This is a genomic window from Methylobacterium nodulans ORS 2060, from assembly GCF_000022085.1.
In the GTDB taxonomy this organism is placed as follows: Bacteria; Pseudomonadota; Alphaproteobacteria; order Rhizobiales; family Beijerinckiaceae; genus Methylobacterium; species Methylobacterium nodulans.
The window spans coordinates 6,444,958-6,464,729 of record NC_011894.1 but is presented as its reverse complement, the minus strand read 5'-3'; the positions used below and the strand labels follow the sequence as shown (position 1 = coordinate 6,464,729).

Below are 19,772 nucleotides of genomic sequence, written 5' to 3'. Positions count from 1 at the left end.
CGGTCACATGAATCACCGTTGGTATGACGGGTCGGGCGGCCCGATCCGTCAGGCTGCCCCCAGGATCTCCCGCATGGCGCCGGTGAGCCGCGCCAGATCCTCTTCCGGGATCGTGAGGGCGGGCGTCAGATAGACGATGTCGCCGAACGGGCGCACCCAGGCGCCCCTCTCCAGGAAGGCCGCCTTCATGCCGGCGAGGTCGGTGGGCGGGACGAGCTGCACCGCCCCGATGGCGCCGAGCACCCGCACGTCGCGAATGCCGGGCCGGCCGCGCAGGGGCGCCAAGCCCTCCTCCAGCTGCGCCGCGATGCGGTTCGCCTGGGCGAGGCGCGGCTCGCGGGCGAACAGGTCGAGGCTGGCATTCGCCGCCGCGCAGGCGAGCGGATTCGCCATGAAGGTCGGGCCGTGCATCAGCGCGGCGGCCGGGTCGTCGGACCAGAAGGCGGCGAAGATCTCAGCGGTCGCCACCGTGGCGGCGAGCGGCAGGGTGCCGCCGGTGAGCGCCTTCGACAAGCAGATCAGGTCCGGCACCACGCCCGCCTGCTCGCAGGCGAAGAGCGTGCCCGTGCGGCCGAATCCGGTGAAGACCTCGTCGAGGATGAGGATCAGGCCGTGGCGCCGGGCGAGCCGCGCGACGGTCGCCAGCACCTCCGGGGGATGCATGCGCATGCCCCCCGCCCCCTGCACCAGCGGCTCCACGATCACCCCCGCCAGGGTGTCGCGGTGGCGCGCGAGCCCGGCATCGACGGCCGTCTCGCGCGCGCGCGTGTCCGGCAGGTCGAAGAAGAGCTGCTCGGGCAGGTAGCGGCCGAAGCGGCGATGCATCCCCTCCTCGGGATCGCAGACCGACATCGCCCCCATCGTGTCGCCGTGATAGCCGCCCCGGAAGGCGGCGAAGCGGCTGCGGCCCGCGACGCCGCGGTTGAGCCAGACCTGGGCCGCCGCCTTCAGGGCGACCTCGACCGCGACCGAGCCCGAATCCGAGAAGAAGACGTGGTCGAGATCGCCGGGCAGAAGGGCGGCGAGGCGGCGCGCAAGATCCTCGGCCGGCGCATGCGTCAGGCCGCCGAACATCACGTGCGGCATGGCGTCGAGCTGGGCGGCCACGGCCTGCCTGATGTGGGGATGGTTGTAGCCGTGGCAGGCTGTCCACCAGGAGGCGATGCCGTCGACGAGCTCGCGCCCGTCCTCCAGCACGATGCGGCTGCCCTGCGTGCGCGCCGCCCGCAGCGGCGGGGCCGCCGTCTTCATCTGCGTGTAGGGGCGCCAGAGGAGGTCGTCGCGGGGCTCGCTCATGCGGCGCAGTCGGGCGGAACGGGCGGCGGTGTCAAGTCGCGAGGTCGCGCGTCGAGATCGAGCGTCCAGGTTTCGCCGACGAGATCCGTCCCGAAGGAGCGGTGCGGCGCGCGCTCGGTCAGGCGGAAGCCCGCATTCTCGTAGAGGCGCCGGGCCGGGACCAGCACGTCGTTGGTCCAGAGCGTCACCTGCCGGTAGCCGGCCTCGCGCGCGAAGGCGAGGCAGGTCTCGACCAGCTGCCGGCCGGTGCCGGTGCCCCGTGCCGCCGCCTCGACGTAGAGGAGCCGCAGCTTCGCCACCGTCTCCGACTGGCGCATCAGGAAGATGCTGCCGACCGGCTCGTCCCCGCGCTCGGCCACCCAGCCGCGCTCGCGGGCCGGATCGTGGCTCGCCACGAACCCGGCCAGGATCCCGGCGACCAAGCCCTCGAAGCTGTCGTCCCAGCCGTATTCCTCCGCATAGAGACGGCCCTGCCGGTGGATGATCCAGCCGGTATCGCCGGGGCGGAAGGGGCGCAGCCTGACGGACGCGGGCGCCTCGCCGAGGAGGCGCTGCACCGTGCGCATCGCCCGCACCAGCGCCGTGCGGTCCGAGTCCGCGAGCCGCCCCAGCATCGCGCCGACCTCGCGCCGGGAGGCCTCGTCGAGGGGCGCGAAGGCCGCGCGCCCGGCCGGCGTGAGGGCGAGCACGTGGCGGCGCCCGTCCTCCGCCGAGGGCGTGCGCATGACGAGGCCCTGGGCGGCGAAGCGCTTGAGCAGGCGGCTGAGATAGCCTGCATCGAGCCCCAGATCCTGGCCGAGCTCCGTCGCGGTGAGCCCGTCGCGATGGGCGAGTTCGTAGAGCACGCGCGCCTCGGTGAGGGAGAAGGCAGTCCGGTGCAGCCCCTCGTCGAGAAGGCCGATCTGCCGCGTGTAGAAGCGGCTGAAGGCCCGCACCGCGGCGATGGCCTCGTCGGCGGAGGATGAAAGCTCGGTCATGGTCCCTCCCGGGGATGCGGGAAGGTGGTCATGTTAGTTGACTGAGTCAAGTGTTGTCCCGCTCCCATGCGGCGGCGATGCTGCGCCGACCTCCGCCGAGAGTGGGATCCGCGCCCGCCTTGACACGGGCCGCCTGCAGGCGCCACAGCGCCGCCATGCCGGCTTCCCTCACCCCCAGCCTCGACGCCTTCGCTGAAGCCAAGCTCGCCGGGCTCAATGCCGCGGGCCTGCGCCGCCGCCTGGTTCCGACCGCCCGCACGGGCGGCGCCCGGGCCGAGCGGGGCGGACGGCCGGTGGTCTCGTTCTCCTGCAACGATTATCTCGGCCTCGCCACGCACCCGGCCGTGGTCGCGGCAGCCCGCGCTGCGCTAGAGCGCTACGGGGCCGGCAGCGGCGGCTCGCGCCTCGTCACGGGCGATCATCCGGTCTTCGCCGAGCTCGAGGCGGAACTCGCCCGGCGCAAGGGCCATGAGGCGGCGCTGGTGTTCGGCAGCGGCTATCTCGCCAATCTCGGCATCACACCGGCGCTGGCCGGAGCGGGCGACCTGATCCTCATCGACGAACTCGGCCATTCCTGCATGTGGGCGGGCACGCGGCTCTCGGGCGCCCGCACCCTGCCCTTCCGCCACAACGATCTTAAGCATCTCGAAGCGTTGCTCGCGCGCGAGCGCGGCGAGGCGCGCCACGCGCTCATCCTGACCGAGCGCGTCTTCTCGATGGACGGCGACCGCGCGCCCGTGGCCGACATCCTGGACCTCGCGCGGTCCTTCGATGCCTGGACCCTCGTCGACGACGCGCACGGGCTCGGCGTGGTCGGGCCGGACGCCACGGCGCCGCTCGAGATGGGCACCCTGTCGAAGGCGCTCGGCAGCTACGGCGGCTATCTCTGCGCCTCGCGGGCGGTGATCGACCTCCTGACCTCGCGGGCGCGCAGCTTCGTCTACACGACCGGCCTGCCCCCGGCCTCCGCCGCCGCCGCGCTCGCTGCCCTGCGGCTGATCGAGGCCGAGCCGGAGCGCGCCGCCCGGCCCCTCGCCCTGGCGCGCCGCTTCACCGCCCGCCTGGGGCTTCCGGAGGCGCAGAGCGCCGTCGTGCCGGTTCTCGTCGGCGAGGCGGAGGCCGCGCTCGCCCTGTCGCGGGCCCTCGAGGCGCGGGGCTTCCTCGTGGTGGCGATCCGCCCGCCGACGGTGCCCGCCGGCACGGCGCGCCTGCGCATCGCCTTCTCGGCAGCCCACGCCGAGGCCGAGGTCGACGCGCTGGCCCAGGCCCTGTCCGAGCTCGGGGCGGCCGGGTGATCCGGTTTCCGGACGATCGGTTCGGAAACCGGATCACCAAGCCCGCGCGGTGCGGAGCTTTGCTCCGCGCCGGCCTGAGCGAAGCCGAAATCCGCATTGCCGCGCGATTGCGACAGCAATCGCCGAGCAATCAATCGGATTTCGTATGAGCACGCTCTTCGTCGCGGGCGCCGGCACCGAGATCGGCAAGACCTACGTCACCGCGGCGCTGACCCGCGCTCTCCGGGCGAGCGGCCGGCCGGTCCGTGCCCTCAAGCCGGTCGCGAGCGGCGTGCCGGACCTGTCCGATCCGGATTTCTCCGCGAGCGACACCGCTTTGCTCCTTGCCGCGCAGGATCTGCCGGTGACGCCCGAGACGGTCGCGGCCATGACGCCCTGGCGCTTCGCGGCGCCGCTCGCCCCCGACCTCGCCGCCGCGCGGGAGGGACGCAGCCTTGCGCTCGCCGATCTCGTCGCGTGGTGCGAGACCGCAATCGCGGCCCCCGCCCCGGGCACGGCCGTGCTGATCGAGGGCGTCGGCGGCCTGATGAGCCCGCTCACCGCGGAGGCGACCGGCCTTGCATGGCTCAAGGCGCTCCGCCTGCCGGTGCTCCTCGTCTCGGGCAGCTATCTCGGGGCGATCAGCCACGCGCTGACGGCGATCGAAACCCTTCACCATCACGCGGTGGATCTCCGCGCCGTGGTGGTGAGCGAGACGCCCGGCGCCCCGACGCCGCCCGAGACCGTGGCGGAGGCGATCGCGCGGCATGCCGGGGTCCGGGTGCTGTGCGTGGCGCGGGGCGGAGGCTTCCCCGCGGAGGGGCTCGACGTCGTTCCTGCCTAGAGCAGGATCCGTTCCACCATGAACGGATCCTGCTCCAGGTTTTTGATTGTGCCGCATTTTCTGCGACGAACCGGGATCCACTTCGTCGGAAAATGCTCCAAGGGGGGTCACGGCGAGGCCGATCCGAGCGGGCAGAGCATCCGCACCGCCGGAAATTCGACCTCCGGCCCCATCGCGACGAGAATCGGTTCGACGATTCGGAAGCCGAAAGCTGCATAGAACGCCACAGCCACGCGGCTCGACCAGCATTCGAACTGCCGCACGCCGGCGGCCTGCGCATCGGCGGCGCAGCGGGCCAGGAGCGCCCGGCCGATCCCTCGGCGCGTCCAGGCCGGATGGGTCGCGAAATGTCGGATGTGGCCCAGGGTCGGGTCGATCGGCGCCGGGGCGCCCGGCCGGGCGAGCGTCCAGCCGCCGGCGCCCACGAGTTGCCCCTCGGCCGTCTGCGCGACGTGGTAGGTGCCGGAGCGCAGCAGAGTCGGGCTGGCCCGCAGCATGATCGGCAGTGCGCGCGCGAGAAGGTCCGCGTCGTAGGCGGACCGCATGAGGACCGGATAGGAGGCGGCCAAGAGGGCCTCCACGGCGTCGGCGTCCTCGGGCTGCGCCGGGCGCAGGGTGGCGAAGGGAATCATCGGCATGAGACGGCGCGTCAGGCGGCGTCCGGAGCCAGCACCGCCGCGAGCAGCATCACCAACTCCTCCTGGCTGAACGGCTTCGACAGGCGCGGCACCGCGGCCTCGTCGTCGCTCGGCAGCTCGGCGAACCCCGTCGCCAGAATCACCGGCAACTGGGGACAGACCTCGCGCAGGCGCCGCGCGAGTTCGAGGCCGGTCATTCCCGGCATGGCGTGGTCCGTCACCACGAGGTCGATATCGGTCCGGCCCTCCAGGAGCGTCAGCGCCTCCGCCCCGGATGGGGCTTCGAGGACGGCGTGGCCGAGATCCTCCAGCATCGCGGCGGTGCCGATCCGCACGAGCGGGTCGTCGTCGACCACCAGGATCGTGCAGGGCGGAATCGCCGCCGGATCCGCTGAGGCCAGTGCGGCAGGCGGCGGCGCCTCGACCGGGGCGGCGGCGGGCAGCCAGAGGGTGACCGTGGTCCCCTGCCCCGGCGTGCTCGACACCTGCAGCGCCCCGCCCGACTGCGCCACCAGCCCCTGCACCATCGACAGCCCGAGGCCCGTGCCTTTGCCCGGTCCCTTGGTGGTGAAGAACGGCTCGGTCGCCTTGGCGAGGGTCGCCGCATCCATGCCGGTGCCGGTATCCGTGAGGGCGATGCGCACGTAGGAGCCCGGCGGCAGGCCGGGCGCTTCCGCCACGCCGCTGCCGTCGAGGGTGATCGTGCCGCCGAGCGGCATCGCGTCCCGGGCATTCACCGCGAGGTTGAGGAGGGCGAGTTCGAACTGGTTGGCGTCGATGCGGATCGGCGGCAGGTCGGCGGGCAAAAGCGTCACGATGTCGACGCCGGGCCCCAGCGCCCGCTCCAGCAGGCCCCGCATGCCCTCGACGAGGCCCGCCACCGCCACGGTCTGCGGCCGCAATTCCTGGCGCCGCGCGAAGGCGAGGAGCCGCTGCGTGAGGGCGGCGCCGCGCCGCGCCCCCTGGATCGCGTTGTCCACCAGGCGCAGCGCCAGGTCGTCCTTCGGATCGAGGCGCTTCCCAAGGAGTTCGAGGGAGCCCAGCACCGCCATCAGCAGGTTGTTGAAGTCGTGCGCCACCCCGCCGGTGAGCTGGCCGATCGTGTCGAGCTTCTGGGCCTCGAAGAGCTGCGCGAGCGCCGCCTCGCGCTCGCGGGTGCGCTCCTCGATGCGCCGCTCCAGCTCCCGGTTGAGATCGATCAGGGCCTCCTCGGCCCGCTTGCGCGCCGTGATGTCGTGGGTGACGCCGCTGAGGCGCCGCTGCCCGGCGGCATCGAGGGTCGTGGCCGCGCCTGCCACGCACCAGCGGATCTCGCCGTCCGGCCGCACGATGCGGAACTCCGCGTCGAAGGGCTCGCCCGTGCGGGCCGCATGGCGCCCCAGCGCCCGCATCCGCTCCCGGTCCTCCGGGTGGATCAGGGCGTCCACGCTCTCGGGCGTCGGCACGAAGCGCGCGGGATCGACGCCGAACAGGCGGTACTGGCCCTCGTCCCAGCTGTATTCGCGCGTCACCGGGTCCCAGTCCCAGGAGCCCATGCGGCCGGCGGCGAGCGCGAGGCTGCGGCGCTGCTCGCTCTCGCGCAGGCGGGCGGTCGAGGCTTCGAGGGCGGCCGTGCGCTCGGCCACGTGCTGCTCCAGCTCGGCGTTGAGGCGCTCGAGCTGGCGGGTCTTGCGGTAGAGTTCGGCGAAGATCCGCACCTTGGCGCGCAGCACCGCGGGCACCACCGGCACCGGCACGTAATCGACCGCGCCCGCCTCGTAGCCGCGCAGATGGTCAAGGTCGCTGATCTGGATCGCCGAGACGAAGATGATGGCCACATGCTGGTAGCGCGGGTGCTCGCGGATCATCGTGGCGAGCTCGAACCCGTCGAGTTCGGGCATGCAGACGTCGATCAGCACCACGGCGATCTCGGTGCGCAGGAGATGCGCCAGCGCCTCGCGGGCGGAGGTGGCCTTGATGAGCGTGTCCCCGAGCTCGCTCAGGATCACCTCGTAGCTCAGGAGCTTTGCCGGCTGGTCGTCGACCAGCAGGATGTTGACGCGCTCGTCCTCCCGCCGCCCCGGCGGGGTGACGTTCGACTCGCCCGGAGAAGCGGCCGGCAGGGATGTCACCGGTGCAGCCATAGGCGCAGCGCCGAGAGGAGCTGTTCGGTGTTGACGGGCTTGGCAAGGTAGTCGGAGGCGCCCGCCTCCAGGCATTTCTCGCGGTCGCCCTTCATGGCCTTGGCGGTCAGCGCCACGATCGGCAGCCGCCGGAAGGCCGGGTTGGCGCGGATCACCTGCATGGTCTCGTAGCCGTCCATCTCCGGCATCATGATGTCCATGAGCACGATGGCAATGTCGGACCGCTCCTCTATAATCGAGATCGCCTCGCGCCCCGTCGTGGCGGTCAGCACCCGCATGCCGCGCCGCTCCAGTACGCTCGACAGGGCGAAGATGTTGCGCGCGTCGTCGTCGACGAGGAGGACCGTGCGGCCGACCAGATCCTCGTCGGAGCGGTGCAGGCGCTCCAGCATCCGCTGCTTCTCGGGGGGCAGCTCCGCCACCACCCGGTGCAGGAACAAAGCGGTCTCGTCGAGCAGGCGCTCGGGGGATTCCACGCCCTTGACCACGACGCTGCGCGCCAGCGCGTGGAGCCGCGCATCCTCCTCAGGGGAAAGGGCGCGGCCGGTGAACACCACCACGGGCAGGTCGGCGAGGCTGTCGTCCTCGCGCAGGCGCTCCAGCACTTCGAAGCCCGACATGTCGGGGAGCTTCAGGTCGAGGACAACGCAGTCGATGGCGTGCTCGCGCAGGGCCGCCAGCGCCCCCGCCCCGGTCTCGGCCGTGACGATGTCGATGTCCTGATGGCCGAGCAGCGTCGAGACGCCCAGGCGCTCGGCCGGGTTGTCCTCGACGATGAGGAGCCTGCGCCGCCGCGGCGCGGCGAAGCTCTTGATGCGCTGGAGCGCCGAGCCGAGATCCTCGGGCCTCGTCGGCTTCGACAGGAACGCGAAGGCGCCGCGGGCGAGGCCGTGGCGGCGATCCTCGTCCAGGGTGACGATCTGGACCGGGATGTGGCGCGTCGCCGGATCCTGCTTGAGGTGGCTCAGCACCGTCCAGCCCAGCATGTCGGGCAGGAAGACGTCGAGGGAGACGGCGGTCGGGTGGTAGCGGCGCGCCAGCGCCAGCGCGTCGGCGCCGCGATTGGCGGTGAGCACCTTGAAGCCGGTGTCGCGGGCGAGCTGCATCAGCACGCGGGTGTAGTGGGGATCGTCCTCGACGATCAGCAGCACCGTGTCGCCCGGCTGCAGGGTCTCGCGATCGTCGGTCATGCCCGATTCGACCACCGGCACGGTCCGTTCCGCCGCCCGCGCCGCGGGCAGCGGCGCGGATGCCGTCGAGGGCGCCGAGGGCGCTGAAAGCGCCGCGGGGGCGGCCACGCTCGTCGCGCCCCCGTAGGTGAGCGGCAGGTAGAGGGTGAAGGTGCTGCCCACGCCCGAGGCGCTGCGCAGCTGGATCTCGCCGCCCAAGAGGTTGGCGAGTTCGCGGCTGATCGCGAGGCCGAGGCCCGTGCCGCCGTATTTGCGGCTCGTGCCCGCATCCGCCTGCTGGAAGGCCTCGAAGATGATCTTCTGCTTCTCCGGCGGAATCCCGATGCCGGTATCCGAGACCTCGAAGGCGACCACCATGGGCGCCTGGCGCAGGATCGGATGGTCGGCGCTCCAGCCGCCCGCCGCGGGGGCCACGCGCAGGCGCACGCCTCCCTGCTCGGTGAACTTGAAGGCGTTCGACAACAGGTTCTTGAGCACCTGCTGCAGGCGCTTGGAATCGGTGATGAGGGTGCCGAGCTCCGGCGCGACCTCGACGTCGAAGGCGAGGCGCCGGTTCTCCGCCTCGTGCCGGAACGGCCGGGCGGTCGCGGCCAGGAGGTTGGCGAAGCTGATCTCCTCGGCCTCCACCGAGACCGTGCCGGACTCGATCTTCGACAGGTCCAGGATGTCGCTGATCAGGTTGAGCAGATCGGTGCCGGCGCCATGGATCGTGCGGGCGAACTCCACCTGCCGCTCGCTGAGGTTCCCGTCCGGATTCTCGCTGAGCTGCTGGCCGAGGATCAGGATGGAGTTGAGCGGCGTGCGCAGCTCGTGGCTCATATTGGCCAGGAACTCGGACTTGTACTTGGAGGTGAGCGCGAGTTCGGCCGCCTTCTCCTCCAGCGCCCGCCGCGCCTGCTCGATCTCCTGGTTCTTGGCCTCGACCTCGTCGTTGCGGTCGGCGAGCTGCTGGGCCTTCTGCTCCAGCTGCTCGTTCGTCTGCTGCAGCTCGCGCTGGCGGGTCTGGAGCTCGCCCGCGAGCTCCTGGGACTGCTTGAGCAGCCCCTCGGTCTGCATCGTCGCCTCGATGGAGTTGAGCACGATGCCGATGCCGGTGGTGAGCTGTTCGAGGAAGGAGATCTGCAGGTCCGTGAACGTGGCGAGCGAGGCGAGTTCGATCACCGCCTTCACCTGCCCCTCGAACAGGACCGGCAGCACGATGGCGGTGCGCGGCACGGCCGTGAACAGGCCGGAGACGACGGGCGTCGCGGTCGGCGGCACGTCCGTGATGAGCATGCGCCTTGCATCGCGGGCGCATTGGCCGATCAGCCCCTCGCCGACGGCGAGCCGCTCGGGATGGCCGCTCCGCGCCCCGTCCGCATAGGCCGAGAGCAGGCGCAAGGATTCCGGGCCCGCCTCGCCACCCTTGACCCGGTAGATCACGCCCTGATGCGCCCCGACCAGGGGGACGAGTTCCGAGAGCAGCGTGCGGCCCACCGTGGCGAGGTCGCGCTGGCCCTGCAGCATGTTGGTGAAGCGGGCGAGGTTCGTCTTCAGCCAGTCCTGCTCGGTGTTCCGCTCCGTCGTGAGGCGGAGATTGCCGATCATGGTGTTGATGTTGTCTTTCAGCTCCGCGACCTCGCCACGGGCCTCGACCTGGATCGAGCGGGTCAGGTCGCCCTTGGTCACGGCGGTGGCGACCTCCGCGATGGCGCGCACCTGCGTGGTGAGGTTGGCCGCCAGCAGGTTCACGTTGCCGGTGAGGTCCTTCCAGGTGCCCGCCGCCCCCGGCACGTTGGCCTGGCCGCCGAGGCGGCCCTCGACGCCGACTTCGCGGGCGACCGTGGTCACCTGATCGGCGAAGGTCGCGAGCGTGCGCGTCATGTTGTTGATGGTCTCGGCAAGAGCCGCGACCTCGCCCTTCGAGGCGACCGTGAGATTCTGGGTCAGGTCGCCATCCGCCACGGCGGTGACGACCTTGACGATGCCGCGCACCTGCTCGGTGAGGTTCGCGGCCATCACGTTCACGGTGTCGGTGAGGTCCTTCCAGGTGCCCGCCACGCCGGGGACCTGCGCCTGGCCGCCGAGCTTGCCCTCGGTGCCGACCTCGCGGGCGACACGCGTCACCTCGCCCGCGAAGGCGTTGAGCTGGTCGACCATCGTGTTGATGGTGTTCTTCAGCTCCAGCATCTCGCCCTTCACGTCGACGGCGATCTTGCGCGAGAGGTCGCCGCGGGCCACCGCGGTCGTCACCTCGGCGATGTTGCGCACCTGGGCCGTGAGGTTGCCGGCCATGGAGTTGACGTTGTCGGTGAGGTCCTTCCAGGTGCCGGCGACGCCCGGCACTTGCGCCTGACCGCCGAGCTTGCCCTCGCTGCCGACCTCGCGGGCGACGCGCGTCACCTCCGAGGCGAAGCGGTTGAGCTGGTCGACCATCGTGTTGAGGGTCTCCTTCAGCTCCAGGATCTCGCCGCGCACATCCACCGTGATCTTGCGGGAGAGGTCGCCATTGGCGATGGCGGTCGAGACCTCGGCGATGTTGCGCACCTGGGCCGTGAGGTTGCCGGCCATGGAGTTGACGTTGTCGGTGAGGTCCTTCCAGGTGCCGGCGACGCCCGGCACTTGCGCCTGGCCGCCGAGGCGCCCCTCGGTGCCGACTTCGCGGGCGACGCGCGTCACCTCGCCCGCGAAGGAGCGCAGCTGGTCCACCATCGTGTTGATGGTCTCCTTCAGCTGCAGGATCTCGCCCGAGACGTTGACGGTGATCTTCTTCGACAGGTCGCCCTGCGCCACCGCGGTCGCGACCTCCGCGATGTTGCGCACCTGATCGGTCAGGTTCGAGGCCATGGAGTTGACGTTGTCGGTGAGGTCCTTCCAGGTGCCGGCGACGCCCCGCACCGTGGCTTGGCCGCCGAGCTTGCCCTCGGTGCCGACCTCGCGGGCCACGCGGGTGACCTCCGACGCGAAGGCGTTGAGCTGGTCGACCATCGTGTTGATGGTCTCCTTCAGCTCCAGGATCTCGCCCGAGACGTTGACGGTGATCTTCTTCGACAGGTCGCCGCTCGCGATGGCGGTCGAGACCTCGGCGATATTGCGCACCTGGGCGGTCAGGTTCGAGGCCATGGAGTTGACGTTGTCGGTGAGGTCCTTCCAGGTTCCCGCCGCGCCCGGCACTTGCGCCTGGCCGCCGAGGCGCCCCTCGGTGCCGACCTCGCGGGCGACGCGCGTCACCTCGCCCGCGAAGGCGTTGAGCTGGTCGACCATCGTGTTGATGGTGTTCTTCAGCTCCAGGATCTCGCCCGAGACGTCGACCGTGATCTTGCGCGAGAGGTCGCCGCGGGCCACCGCGGTCGTCACCTGGGCGATGTTGCGCACCTGGGCGGTGAGGTTGCCGCACATGGCGTTGACCGAGTCGGTCAGGTCCTTCCAGGTGCCGGCGACGCCCGGCACGATGGCCTGACCACCGAGCTGGCCTTCCGTGCCGACCTCGCGGGCGACGCGCGTCACCTCCGAGGCGAAGGAGCGCAGCTGGTCCACCATCGTGTTGATGGCTTCCTTGAGCTGCAGGATCTCGCCGCGCACGTCGACGGTGATCTTCTTCGACAGGTCGCCATTCGCGACCGCGATCGTCACCTCGGCGATGTTGCGCACCTGGGCGGTCAGGTTCGAGGCCATCGAGTTGACGCTCTCGGTGAGGTCCTTCCAGACCCCCGTCACCTCGCGCACCTGGGCCTGGCCGCCGAGCTTGCCGTCGGTGCCGACCTCGCGGGCGACGCGCGTCACCTCCGAGGTGAACACGCTGAGCTGCTCGATCATCGCGTTGACGATGGTGGCCGAGCGCAGGAACTCGCCCTGGAGCGCCCGCCCGTCCACGTTGAGGGGCACGGTCTGCAGGAGGTCGCCGCGGGCGACGGCCGTGATCGCGCGGGTCACCGCCGTCGTCGGCCAGAGCAGGTCGTCGATCAGGGTATTGACGGAGGCCTCCATCTCCCCCCAGGCGCCCTGGCTGAGATCGAAGCGCACGCGGGTGCGGGTGCGCCCCTCGCGGCCCACCACCTGCCCGACCCGCTCGATCTGCCCGGCCATGCGCTCGTTGGCGGCCACGATCTCGTTGAAGGTGTCGGCGACCTTGCCGGAGCGGCCCGTGAGGTTGCCCGGCAGCCGCACGCTGAAATCGCCCGCCCGCATCGCCTGGAGGGCAGCGAGCAGCTGGTCGAGGTCGAGATCGGGCGATGCCGGTCCTCCGCCTTCCGCCTTCCGCCGCACGACGAGGGCTGCCCCCGCCGGGGTGGTCTCCCCTCCATCATGCCGCACGGCGTTGCCTTCCGGCTCCATGGCCTAGCTCCCCCCGGGTATGTTCCTGGTGGACCATATCCGGGGCGCCCGGAAAGGTCTAACGGCGGGAACCGGCGAGGCGGGACAGCGCGAGGACAGCCCCGGCCCGGGGCCGGATACCGGCTCACCCCTCGCCCGCCTGGCCGAGCGCCGCCGCCACATGGCGGGACCGTCCATCACCGGCAACATGACGTCGAGGAGGATCAGGTCGGGCTTCGTCTCGGCGATGCGCATCAGACTGTAGGCGCGCTCCGGCCCGTCCTCGACGGCGATCCCGCCGGGTCGAATGGCGAAGGAGCAATCCCCAGTGCCCGGCCGTCTCTAAGAGCCTGTTTGAGCAGTTTATCCCACCCTCGCCCTCATCCTGAGGTGCTGCCACCTGCGGCAGCACCTCAGGATGAGGGCGAGGGTGGGATAAACTACATGAAATATAAAGTCATCATAAGCTTGTCCTCGACGCTCAAACGGGCTCTAAGCGGACGAAGCGGTGGCAGGCCGACGCTTCGTCCGCTCAGGCTTTTGCTGTGTCGCAGATTTTTGTCGCAGATTTTTGACGGAAAACCGCAAGGCACTGTTCCGAAACCTGTTCAGCGTCGCGGGACGGCGATCCCCACCACCCGGGCCGGCTCGGATCGGCGCAAGGCCGGTCCCTTCTCCGCCGCCTGCCAGGAGCCGTTCCGGCGCCGGCCGAGTTCCGCCGGCCCACGGGAGCCGACCCCGTCGATGACGTAGACCACCGGCTCGGCCCGGGGCGGGCTCGCGATGCCCGCGACGGTCGGGATGCCGTAGGTGCCGTAGCCCCAGGCCGACGGCACGAGTTCGGCGGGCCGCGGCAGGGTGAGGAGCGGTTCGGCCGCCACGGCGGGGGGCGGGGCCTCGCTCGCCGCCACGCCTCCGACGAGGCCGACCGGTGCCCCCGCGAAGCGCCCGCGGCGGAATCCGGGATGTCTGGCCACAGGATGCGAGCCGGGCGCCGGCCGTAAGGCAGGCCCGGCGACGGGAGCCGCCGGCGGGCCGGCCAGAGCGGGCTCGCCCGCGACGCTCAGGGCCGCCACGGCGAAGCCGAGGCCGATCAGGTCACGACGCATGAATGCCACGCCTCCCGGAGAATTCGCCCCTTCGAGTCTGTCCGGCCGGAGAACCGGTGCCGGCGTCTCCTGGACATGACTCCAATCGCGCGGCGCCCATGGTCGTTCCGACCGCGCGCAAGCGCCAACCGTGGCAGATTGCGCAGGACATGGGCGGAGGTCCAGCCGTGCCCCGCCGGGGCCCCTGGGTCCGGAAGGTCTTTCCTCGTACCGAACTGCGCCGGCCGCAGCCTCGACCGGTCGTTCGGCTGTCCATAAGCCCGGGGAGACGTTCCTCACCCGGCCGTTAACGTTTCTTGAGACGGGAGCTGCTATTACAGGCGCCATTCAGGATCCCGTTATGCAAGCAGACTTCGCCAAGTTGCTCGATGCTGAGATCGCCAAATCTTGGTATGATCGGCGATTTAGCATTCTCAAGAAGCTCTACGATGCGCAGCAGCGGCAGGTGCAGCGCCAGGATGCGCGGCTGGCGATCTGGTTCGTCGGCGCTCTCTACATTCTGTTCTCGATCACCGACGCGCTCCTGATCGGCGATGTCATCTTCTACGCAGTCCTGTCGCGGCTGGCCATCGGCGCCGTCTATATTCTCTGCATCGGCCTGCAGATCAGGCGGAATGTCGATGCCGCCCTGGTCGAGCTGCAATGCGCGCTCGGCGTCGTCGTCGGCTACGCGTCATGGCTGCTGCTTACGGTGTTCAGTGCGCACAGCGCGAATGTCTCCTACTATCTTGCGTACGGCACCGTCTTCATGATGGTGTCGAACCTGTTCTTCAATTTCCGGTTCCGGGTCGCGCTGCTCGCCTCCGGATTGATCACCGTCATCTTTTTCGTGTCGACGTTGTTGTTTTTTCAGTTCCCCTTTCAGTATTACGTGGCCATCGGGTCGCTCTACGTTCTCAGTTTCGTTCTGACGATTTTCATCAATTGGAAGCTGAACCTTGAGCGGTACCGCGTGTTCCTCAATTCGATGCGGGCCGAGATCCGTCAGAAGCAGGCGACGGAGCGCGGCGAGGAGCTCCTGAAGCTCTCGACGACCGATGCCCTGACCGGTCTGTTGAACCGCCGTGCCATCGACCAGCTGCTGAGCGAGTTCTGGGGCGCCTGGAAGGAGCGGTCGGCGGCGTTCGGCGTGATCCTGATCGACATCGACTACTTCAAGATGTTCAACGACTATTACGGCCACCAGAAGGGTGATGCCTGCCTGGTGGCGGTCGCGCGGGTGATGGAGGAGGTGGCGGCCCGCCACGGCTGCCGGATCGGCCGTTTCGGCGGCGAGGAATTCATCATCCTGCTCTTGTCCGAGACGGAAGCGCAGATCGCGGCGGTGGCGGAGGACGTGCGCGGCAGCATCCAGGTTCTGAAGATCCCGCACGAGGCGCGGCTCGACCACCTGGCGACGGTCACCGTCAGCATCGGGGCGGCCTTCTGCCGGGGGATCGCCGCCGACAAGCCGGAGCGGATCGTCACCGGGGCGGACCGCGCCCTCTATCTCGCCAAGGACAGCAACCGGAACTGCGTCAAGCTCTTCGACGAGCGGCTGTTCGGCACGAACAGCACGCAGGACAGCGTGATTGAGGCGATGCGGTCGGCGATCGAGCAGGACCGGGTGTCGCTGGTCTACCAGCCGATCTGGGACGTCGCGGCGGGCCGGATCCGCGCGGCCGAGGCCCTGATGCGGCTGTCCGCAGCCGACGGCACCGCGATCTCGCCGGCTTTGTTCATCCCGGTCGCCGAGCGCACCGGGGCGATCGTGGATCTCGGGATCTGGGCCTGCCGGCAGGCCTGCCGGCAGCTCAGCCTCACGGAGGCGATCCCGACGATCAGCGTGAACGTCTCGGCGGTGCAGCTCAGGCGGCCGAACTTCGTCGAGACGGTGGGGGCCATCCTGCGCGAGGCGAAGGTCGCCCCGCACCGTCTCGCCATCGAGATCACCGAGGGGCTGGAGATCGAGACCGATTCCGCCGTGGCCGAGACGATCGCCGCGCTCAAGCGCCTCGGCGTGCAGATCTGGCTCGACGATTTCGGCACCGGCTTCGCCGGGCTGTCCTGCCTCAGCCGGATCAGCTTCGATACGGTCAAGGTCGACCGGCTATTCGTTCAGGCCAGCGACACGCCGCGCGGCGCCAAGATGCTGAAGGACATCATCACGCTGGTGCAGAACTCCGGCCAGAACATCGTCGTCGAGGGCGTCGAGACGGGCGAGCAGGTCGCGCTCCTGAAGCAGTACGGGGTCGGCCTGCTCCAGGGGTTCTACTTCAACCGGCCGATGTCGGCCGACGCGCTGGGGCTGCTCGCCGCCAGGGGCGACCGGCTCGCCCTGGGGGCCGCGGTCGCATGAGCCCGGCGGCCCGATGCGTCGGCAGCATGGGCCGTCGGCCTGAGCCTTGTCCGGAGGCAGAGGGGCAGCCTCAGCGCCTCTCGATCTCCAGATAGCCGATGAGGCCGCTCGCATCCTCGAAATATGCCGTGCGCGCGATCGCGGAGGCCGGAATCTCGGCCGCGAAGGCTTCGATCTCGGCCCGGGACCGGTACAGGAGGTACCAGTCCATGTAGGCTTCCATATAGGCCTCCTCCCGCACGCCGGTGCGGAAGTTCGGGACGAGCAGGCGGCCGCCGCTGTTCAGGAGGCCGAACAGGCTGCGCGTCAGCCGGGCTGCGAGCCGCTCCTCCAGATAGTCGTACAGGCCGGCGGCGTAGACGAGATCAAAGCTCCCGAGGTCGTGCTTGGCGGCGATGAAGTGCCGGACGCTGAGGTTGCGGACCTCGATCGCGGGCGAGATCGTGTCCCGGTAGGCGGCCACCGTCTCCAGGCTGACCGGGTCCTGATCGGTGGCGACGAGGCGCGACACCCGGCCTTCCCGCAGCGCGAGGCTCGATTCCGCTTCGCGCAGGTGCCCGCAGGCCACGGCGAGCACCTCCGCCCCGGGGCGCAGGCGGGCGACCTCGTCGATCGTCCGGGCGAGGATCTCCTTGCGCTGACGGACGGCCTCGCAGGCCGTGACGTTCACCGTGTGGGCCATGACCGACCGCCCCCCGGCCGTGGCGGCGCCTTCCAGCGGACGGGCGACCGGATGGCGGTAGACGAAATCGAGCAGCCCGGCATCGCCCGGATAGCCGCGCGGACGCAGGTAGGAATGGCGCGTGAAGGGGCATTCGTGCACGAGCGCCGCCACCTTGTGCTCGCGGGCCGCCGGAAGGACCGCCTCGCGCCAGGTCTTCTCCTTGAACGAGTCCTTCATCAGGCCGAGGAAATCGATCAACTCGGAGATGAAGGGGTCGTATCCCTCCGAGAGGGCGATGTCGTAGACTTGATCGAGGGCGCGGTTCACATCGTACGCCACCGCCGCGTAGTGCCGCTCGCGGGAGTGGACCGGAAGGCGCGTATAGACGGAAGGTGAGTGCACGACCCGCGCCGCCGGAACCGCGACATTTGCCATGGCGGGAGTTCGAGGCGCCTTGAGCAGAGCTTGGCTCGTCTCGCGGATCGCCTGTGCTGAATTGCGGCTCATGAGCTTTCGATTCCCACGTCGTCCGATCTTCGTGATTGGAGGCGCCCCCCAAGCCCTCCAGTGGCCTAGGGTTAACAAGCTATTAAGCGGAACGCACGCATTCGACCGATCTGAAACCTGTGTAAAACGGGAACAACTCCGGCGTGAAAATCCGGAATAATATTCGGCCGTATCGTGTAAATACCTGCAAGGATCAGGTCGGTTTGAGATGCGGATGCGTGGCGCCGCGCTGAATAACCCTCGCGGGTGCGGCCATTCGGCCAAGCTGGCTCAACGCAGGATCCAGATCATGCAACTCGCGGTAAGGGTCGCGCGCAACGGCCAGGCTTGAGTCGCTCCTCGGCTCCCTTTTGTCAGAGAAAAAACATAACCTGATCCGGAGTATTGTTGTCTGCAACGGTGCAGGTTCGGCCGAAACGGCGGAGACGATATCCCTCGATCTGTTCATATTCCTCTGCGGTATGCGGGACGCTGTCATGGCAAAGCCCGGGGCGTGCCACGATCGACGACCCATGGGCGGCTCTCCCGGGCCGGGATGACGCCGGATGATCCGAAAGTCTGACGACGAACGGAGAATTGGGCCCGGGCCGCGGCTGGATTAACCCTCGGTTTGCGACCGTGACGGGAGTCCCCGCGGAGGCCGGATCTACCGGTCCCGACCTCCCGCGCGGATCGAGATCGCGCGGCGACCGGGCCGCCCGGCGGGACGCCCCGCCGGCCACGCGGCTCGCACCATAGAGGAACGCCCCATGGCAACAGCAACCGCGGTCGGTCAGGCGGTGGACACCGCCCGGCCGATGACCCGGGAGGAGAAGCGGGTCATCCTGGCTTCGTCCCTCGGCACCGTCTTCGAGTGGTACGACTTCTATCTCTACGGCTCGCTCGCCGCGGTGATCGGCGCGCAGTTCTTCTCCGCCTACCCGGAGGCGACCCGCAATATCTTCGCGCTGCTCGCCTTCGCGGCGGGCTTCCTGGTGCGGCCCTTCGGCGCCCTGGTGTTCGGGCGGCTCGGCGACATGGTCGGGCGCAAGCACACCTTCCTCATCACCATCCTGATCATGGGCCTGTCGACCTTCTGCGTCGGCCTGCTGCCCTCCTACGGCATGCTGTCCGCCTACGGCATCGGCTGGGTCGCGCCCGTGACGCTGCTCGCTTTGCGCATGTTCCAGGGCCTCGCGCTGGGCGGCGAGTACGGAGGGGCCGCGGTCTACGTGGCCGAGCACGCGCCCCGCGGCCGGCGCGGCTTCTACACGTCGTTCATCCAGACCACGGCGACGCTGGGCCTGCTTCTGTCGCTCATCATCATCCTGTCGACGCAGGGCTACGTGAACACGGCCTATCCGGCCACCGTCACGCAGAACCCGGACGGCACGACGACGACGCTCACGGCCTTCCAGGTCTGGGGCTGGCGCATTCCCTTCCTGGTCTCGGTGGTGCTGCTCGCCATCTCGGTCTGGATCCGGCTGCAGATGCAGGAGAGCCCCGCCTTCAAGAAGATGAAGGAGGAGGGCACGCACTCGAAGGCGCCGCTCTCGGAGGCGTTCGGCCAGTGGCGCAATGCCAAATGGGCGCTCCTCGCGCTCCTCGGCCTCACCGCCGGCCAGGCCGTTGTCTGGTACACGGGCCAGTTCTACGCCCTGTTCTTCCTCCAGAGCATCCTTAAGGTCGACCAGTACACCGCGAACGTGCTGATCGCGTGGTCGCTGATCCTCGGCACCGGCGGCTTCCTGTTCTTCGGGGCGCTGTCCGACAAGATCGGCCGCAAGCCGATCATCCTGGGCGGCTGCCTGATCGCGGCGATGACCTACTTCCCGCTGTTCAAGGTGCTCACCGCCAATGCCAACCCGAAGCTCTACGCGGCGCAGGGCAGCGTCGAGGTGGTGGTCAAGACGAACCCGGACGAGTGCTCGTTCCAGTTCAATCCCGTCGGCACGGCCAAGTTCACCAAGGAGTGCGACATCGCCAAGGCGCTGCTCGCCCGCAGCGCGGTGAACTACCGGACCGAGGCGGTCCCGGCCGGCACGCCCACCACCGTCAGCATCGCGGGCAAGGACTTCGCGGTGAGCGATCCGGCCTTCGCCAAGGCGGTTCCGGCCGCCCTCACGGAGGCGGGCTATCCGGGCGCCAACAACCCCGACATCATCAAGGCGGCGAACCCGATCGACATCTTCTCGGGCCAGAAGCTGATCGTGGTCGCCATCCTGACGGTTCTCGTCCTCTACGTGACGATGGTCTACGGCCCGATCGCGGCGGCGCTGGTCGAGCTGTTCCCGACCCGCATCCGCTACACCTCGATGTCCCTGCCCTACCACATCGGCAACGGCTGGTTCGGCGGCCTCCTGCCCGCCACCTCCTTCGCCATGGTGGCCCAGACCGGCGACATCTATTACGGCCTCTGGTACCCGATCGTGATCGCCATGATGACCTTCGTCATCGGCCTCCTGTTCGTGCCGGAGACCAAGGACCGCGATATCCTCGCCTGAGCGCGGACGCATCCACAGGCCAAGCCCCGCCTCCCC

11 protein-coding genes are annotated in these 19,772 nt (G+C 69.6%); 4 read left to right on the top strand and 7 right to left on the bottom strand.

Features of this window, described 5'->3' with window-relative positions; all coding sequences use genetic code 11:
- Positions 1 to 48: 48 nt before the first annotated feature.
- On the bottom strand, positions 49 to 1,296 hold the full coding sequence (locus tag MNOD_RS30030) for an adenosylmethionine--8-amino-7-oxononanoate transaminase (protein WP_015932725.1): 1,248 nt from the start codon (positions 1,294 to 1,296) through the stop codon (positions 49 to 51).
- Entirely contained in the window at positions 1,293 to 2,273 is a 981-nt protein-coding gene (locus MNOD_RS30025; RefSeq protein ID WP_015932724.1) for a bifunctional helix-turn-helix transcriptional regulator/GNAT family N-acetyltransferase, read from the bottom strand. Before MNOD_RS30025 ends, MNOD_RS30030 begins: the two co-directional genes overlap by 4 nt.
- 155 nt (positions 2,274 to 2,428) lie before the next feature.
- On the opposite strand from MNOD_RS30025, the gene MNOD_RS30020 reads away from it, so the two are divergent.
- Both MNOD_RS30020 and bioD read left to right on the top strand, forming a co-directional pair.
- The gene (locus tag MNOD_RS30020) at positions 2,429 to 3,568 is read left to right on the top strand and encodes an aminotransferase class I/II-fold pyridoxal phosphate-dependent enzyme (protein ID WP_015932723.1); all 1,140 of its coding nucleotides are present in this window, start codon (positions 2,429 to 2,431) and stop codon (positions 3,566 to 3,568) included.
- 145 nt (positions 3,569 to 3,713) lie between these two features.
- Positions 3,714 to 4,391 (top strand): dethiobiotin synthase, encoded by a 678-nt coding sequence (gene bioD / locus MNOD_RS30015; protein WP_015932722.1) that lies wholly within the window; start codon positions 3,714 to 3,716, stop codon positions 4,389 to 4,391.
- 107 nt (positions 4,392 to 4,498) lie between these two features.
- On the opposite strand, the gene MNOD_RS30010 is transcribed toward bioD, so the two are convergent.
- From MNOD_RS30010 to MNOD_RS41870, 4 genes are all read right to left on the bottom strand, one after another.
- Positions 4,499 to 5,029: a GNAT family N-acetyltransferase gene (locus MNOD_RS30010; protein WP_015932721.1), complete on the bottom strand. Its 531-nt coding sequence runs from the start codon at positions 5,027 to 5,029 to the stop codon at positions 4,499 to 4,501.
- Between the two features lie 11 nt (positions 5,030 to 5,040).
- Positions 5,041 to 7,140 carry a response regulator gene (locus MNOD_RS30005; RefSeq protein WP_015932720.1) on the bottom strand — a complete coding sequence of 700 codons (2,100 nt, stop codon included), beginning with the start codon at positions 7,138 to 7,140 and terminating at the stop codon, positions 5,041 to 5,043.
- Positions 7,137 to 12,656, bottom strand: a complete 5,520-nt coding sequence (locus tag MNOD_RS30000) for a HAMP domain-containing protein (RefSeq protein WP_015932719.1) — start codon at positions 12,654 to 12,656, stop codon at positions 7,137 to 7,139. Before MNOD_RS30000 ends, MNOD_RS30005 begins: the two co-directional genes overlap by 4 nt.
- Before the next feature lie 587 nt (positions 12,657 to 13,243).
- On the bottom strand, positions 13,244 to 13,744 hold the full coding sequence (locus MNOD_RS41870; RefSeq protein WP_015932717.1) for a hypothetical protein: 501 nt from the start codon (positions 13,742 to 13,744) through the stop codon (positions 13,244 to 13,246).
- A 340-nt stretch (positions 13,745 to 14,084) separates the two neighbouring features.
- On the opposite strand from MNOD_RS41870, the gene MNOD_RS29985 reads away from it, so the two are divergent.
- Positions 14,085 to 16,082 carry a putative bifunctional diguanylate cyclase/phosphodiesterase gene (locus MNOD_RS29985; RefSeq protein WP_015932716.1) on the top strand — a complete coding sequence of 666 codons (1,998 nt, stop codon included), beginning with the start codon at positions 14,085 to 14,087 and terminating at the stop codon, positions 16,080 to 16,082.
- A 70-nt stretch (positions 16,083 to 16,152) separates the two neighbouring features.
- On the opposite strand, the gene MNOD_RS29980 is transcribed toward MNOD_RS29985, so the two are convergent.
- Entirely contained in the window at positions 16,153 to 17,253 is a 1,101-nt protein-coding gene (locus MNOD_RS29980; protein WP_015932715.1) for a class I SAM-dependent methyltransferase, read from the bottom strand.
- Between the two features lie 749 nt (positions 17,254 to 18,002).
- Between MNOD_RS29980 and MNOD_RS29975 the strand changes: the two genes are divergently transcribed.
- A complete protein-coding gene (locus MNOD_RS29975) occupies positions 18,003 to 19,736 on the top strand; it encodes an MFS transporter (RefSeq protein WP_015932714.1) in 1,734 nt (577 codons plus the stop codon).
- Positions 19,737 to 19,772 lie beyond the last annotated feature (36 nt).

Bases quoted from the DNA above. Each gene is read 5' to 3' on its own strand.
- MNOD_RS30030 (WP_015932725.1), bottom strand. From the start codon at position 1,296: ATGAGCGAGCCCCGCGACGACCTCCTCTGGCGCCCCTACACGCAGATG.
- MNOD_RS30025 (WP_015932724.1), bottom strand. From the start codon at position 2,273: ATGACCGAGCTTTCATCCTCCGCCGACGAGGCCATCGCCGCGGTGCGG.
- MNOD_RS30020 (WP_015932723.1), top strand. From the start codon at position 2,429: ATGCCGGCTTCCCTCACCCCCAGCCTCGACGCCTTCGCTGAAGCCAAG.
- bioD (WP_015932722.1), top strand. From the start codon at position 3,714: ATGAGCACGCTCTTCGTCGCGGGCGCCGGCACCGAGATCGGCAAGACC.
- MNOD_RS30010 (WP_015932721.1), bottom strand. From the start codon at position 5,029: ATGCCGATGATTCCCTTCGCCACCCTGCGCCCGGCGCAGCCCGAGGAC.
- MNOD_RS30000 (WP_015932719.1), bottom strand. From the start codon at position 12,656: ATGGAGCCGGAAGGCAACGCCGTGCGGCATGATGGAGGGGAGACCACC.
- MNOD_RS41870 (WP_015932717.1), bottom strand. From the start codon at position 13,744: ATGCGTCGTGACCTGATCGGCCTCGGCTTCGCCGTGGCGGCCCTGAGC.
- MNOD_RS29985 (WP_015932716.1), top strand. From the start codon at position 14,085: ATGCAAGCAGACTTCGCCAAGTTGCTCGATGCTGAGATCGCCAAATCT.
- MNOD_RS29980 (WP_015932715.1), bottom strand. From the start codon at position 17,253: ATGAGCCGCAATTCAGCACAGGCGATCCGCGAGACGAGCCAAGCTCTG.
- MNOD_RS29975 (WP_015932714.1), top strand. From the start codon at position 18,003: ATGGCAACAGCAACCGCGGTCGGTCAGGCGGTGGACACCGCCCGGCCG.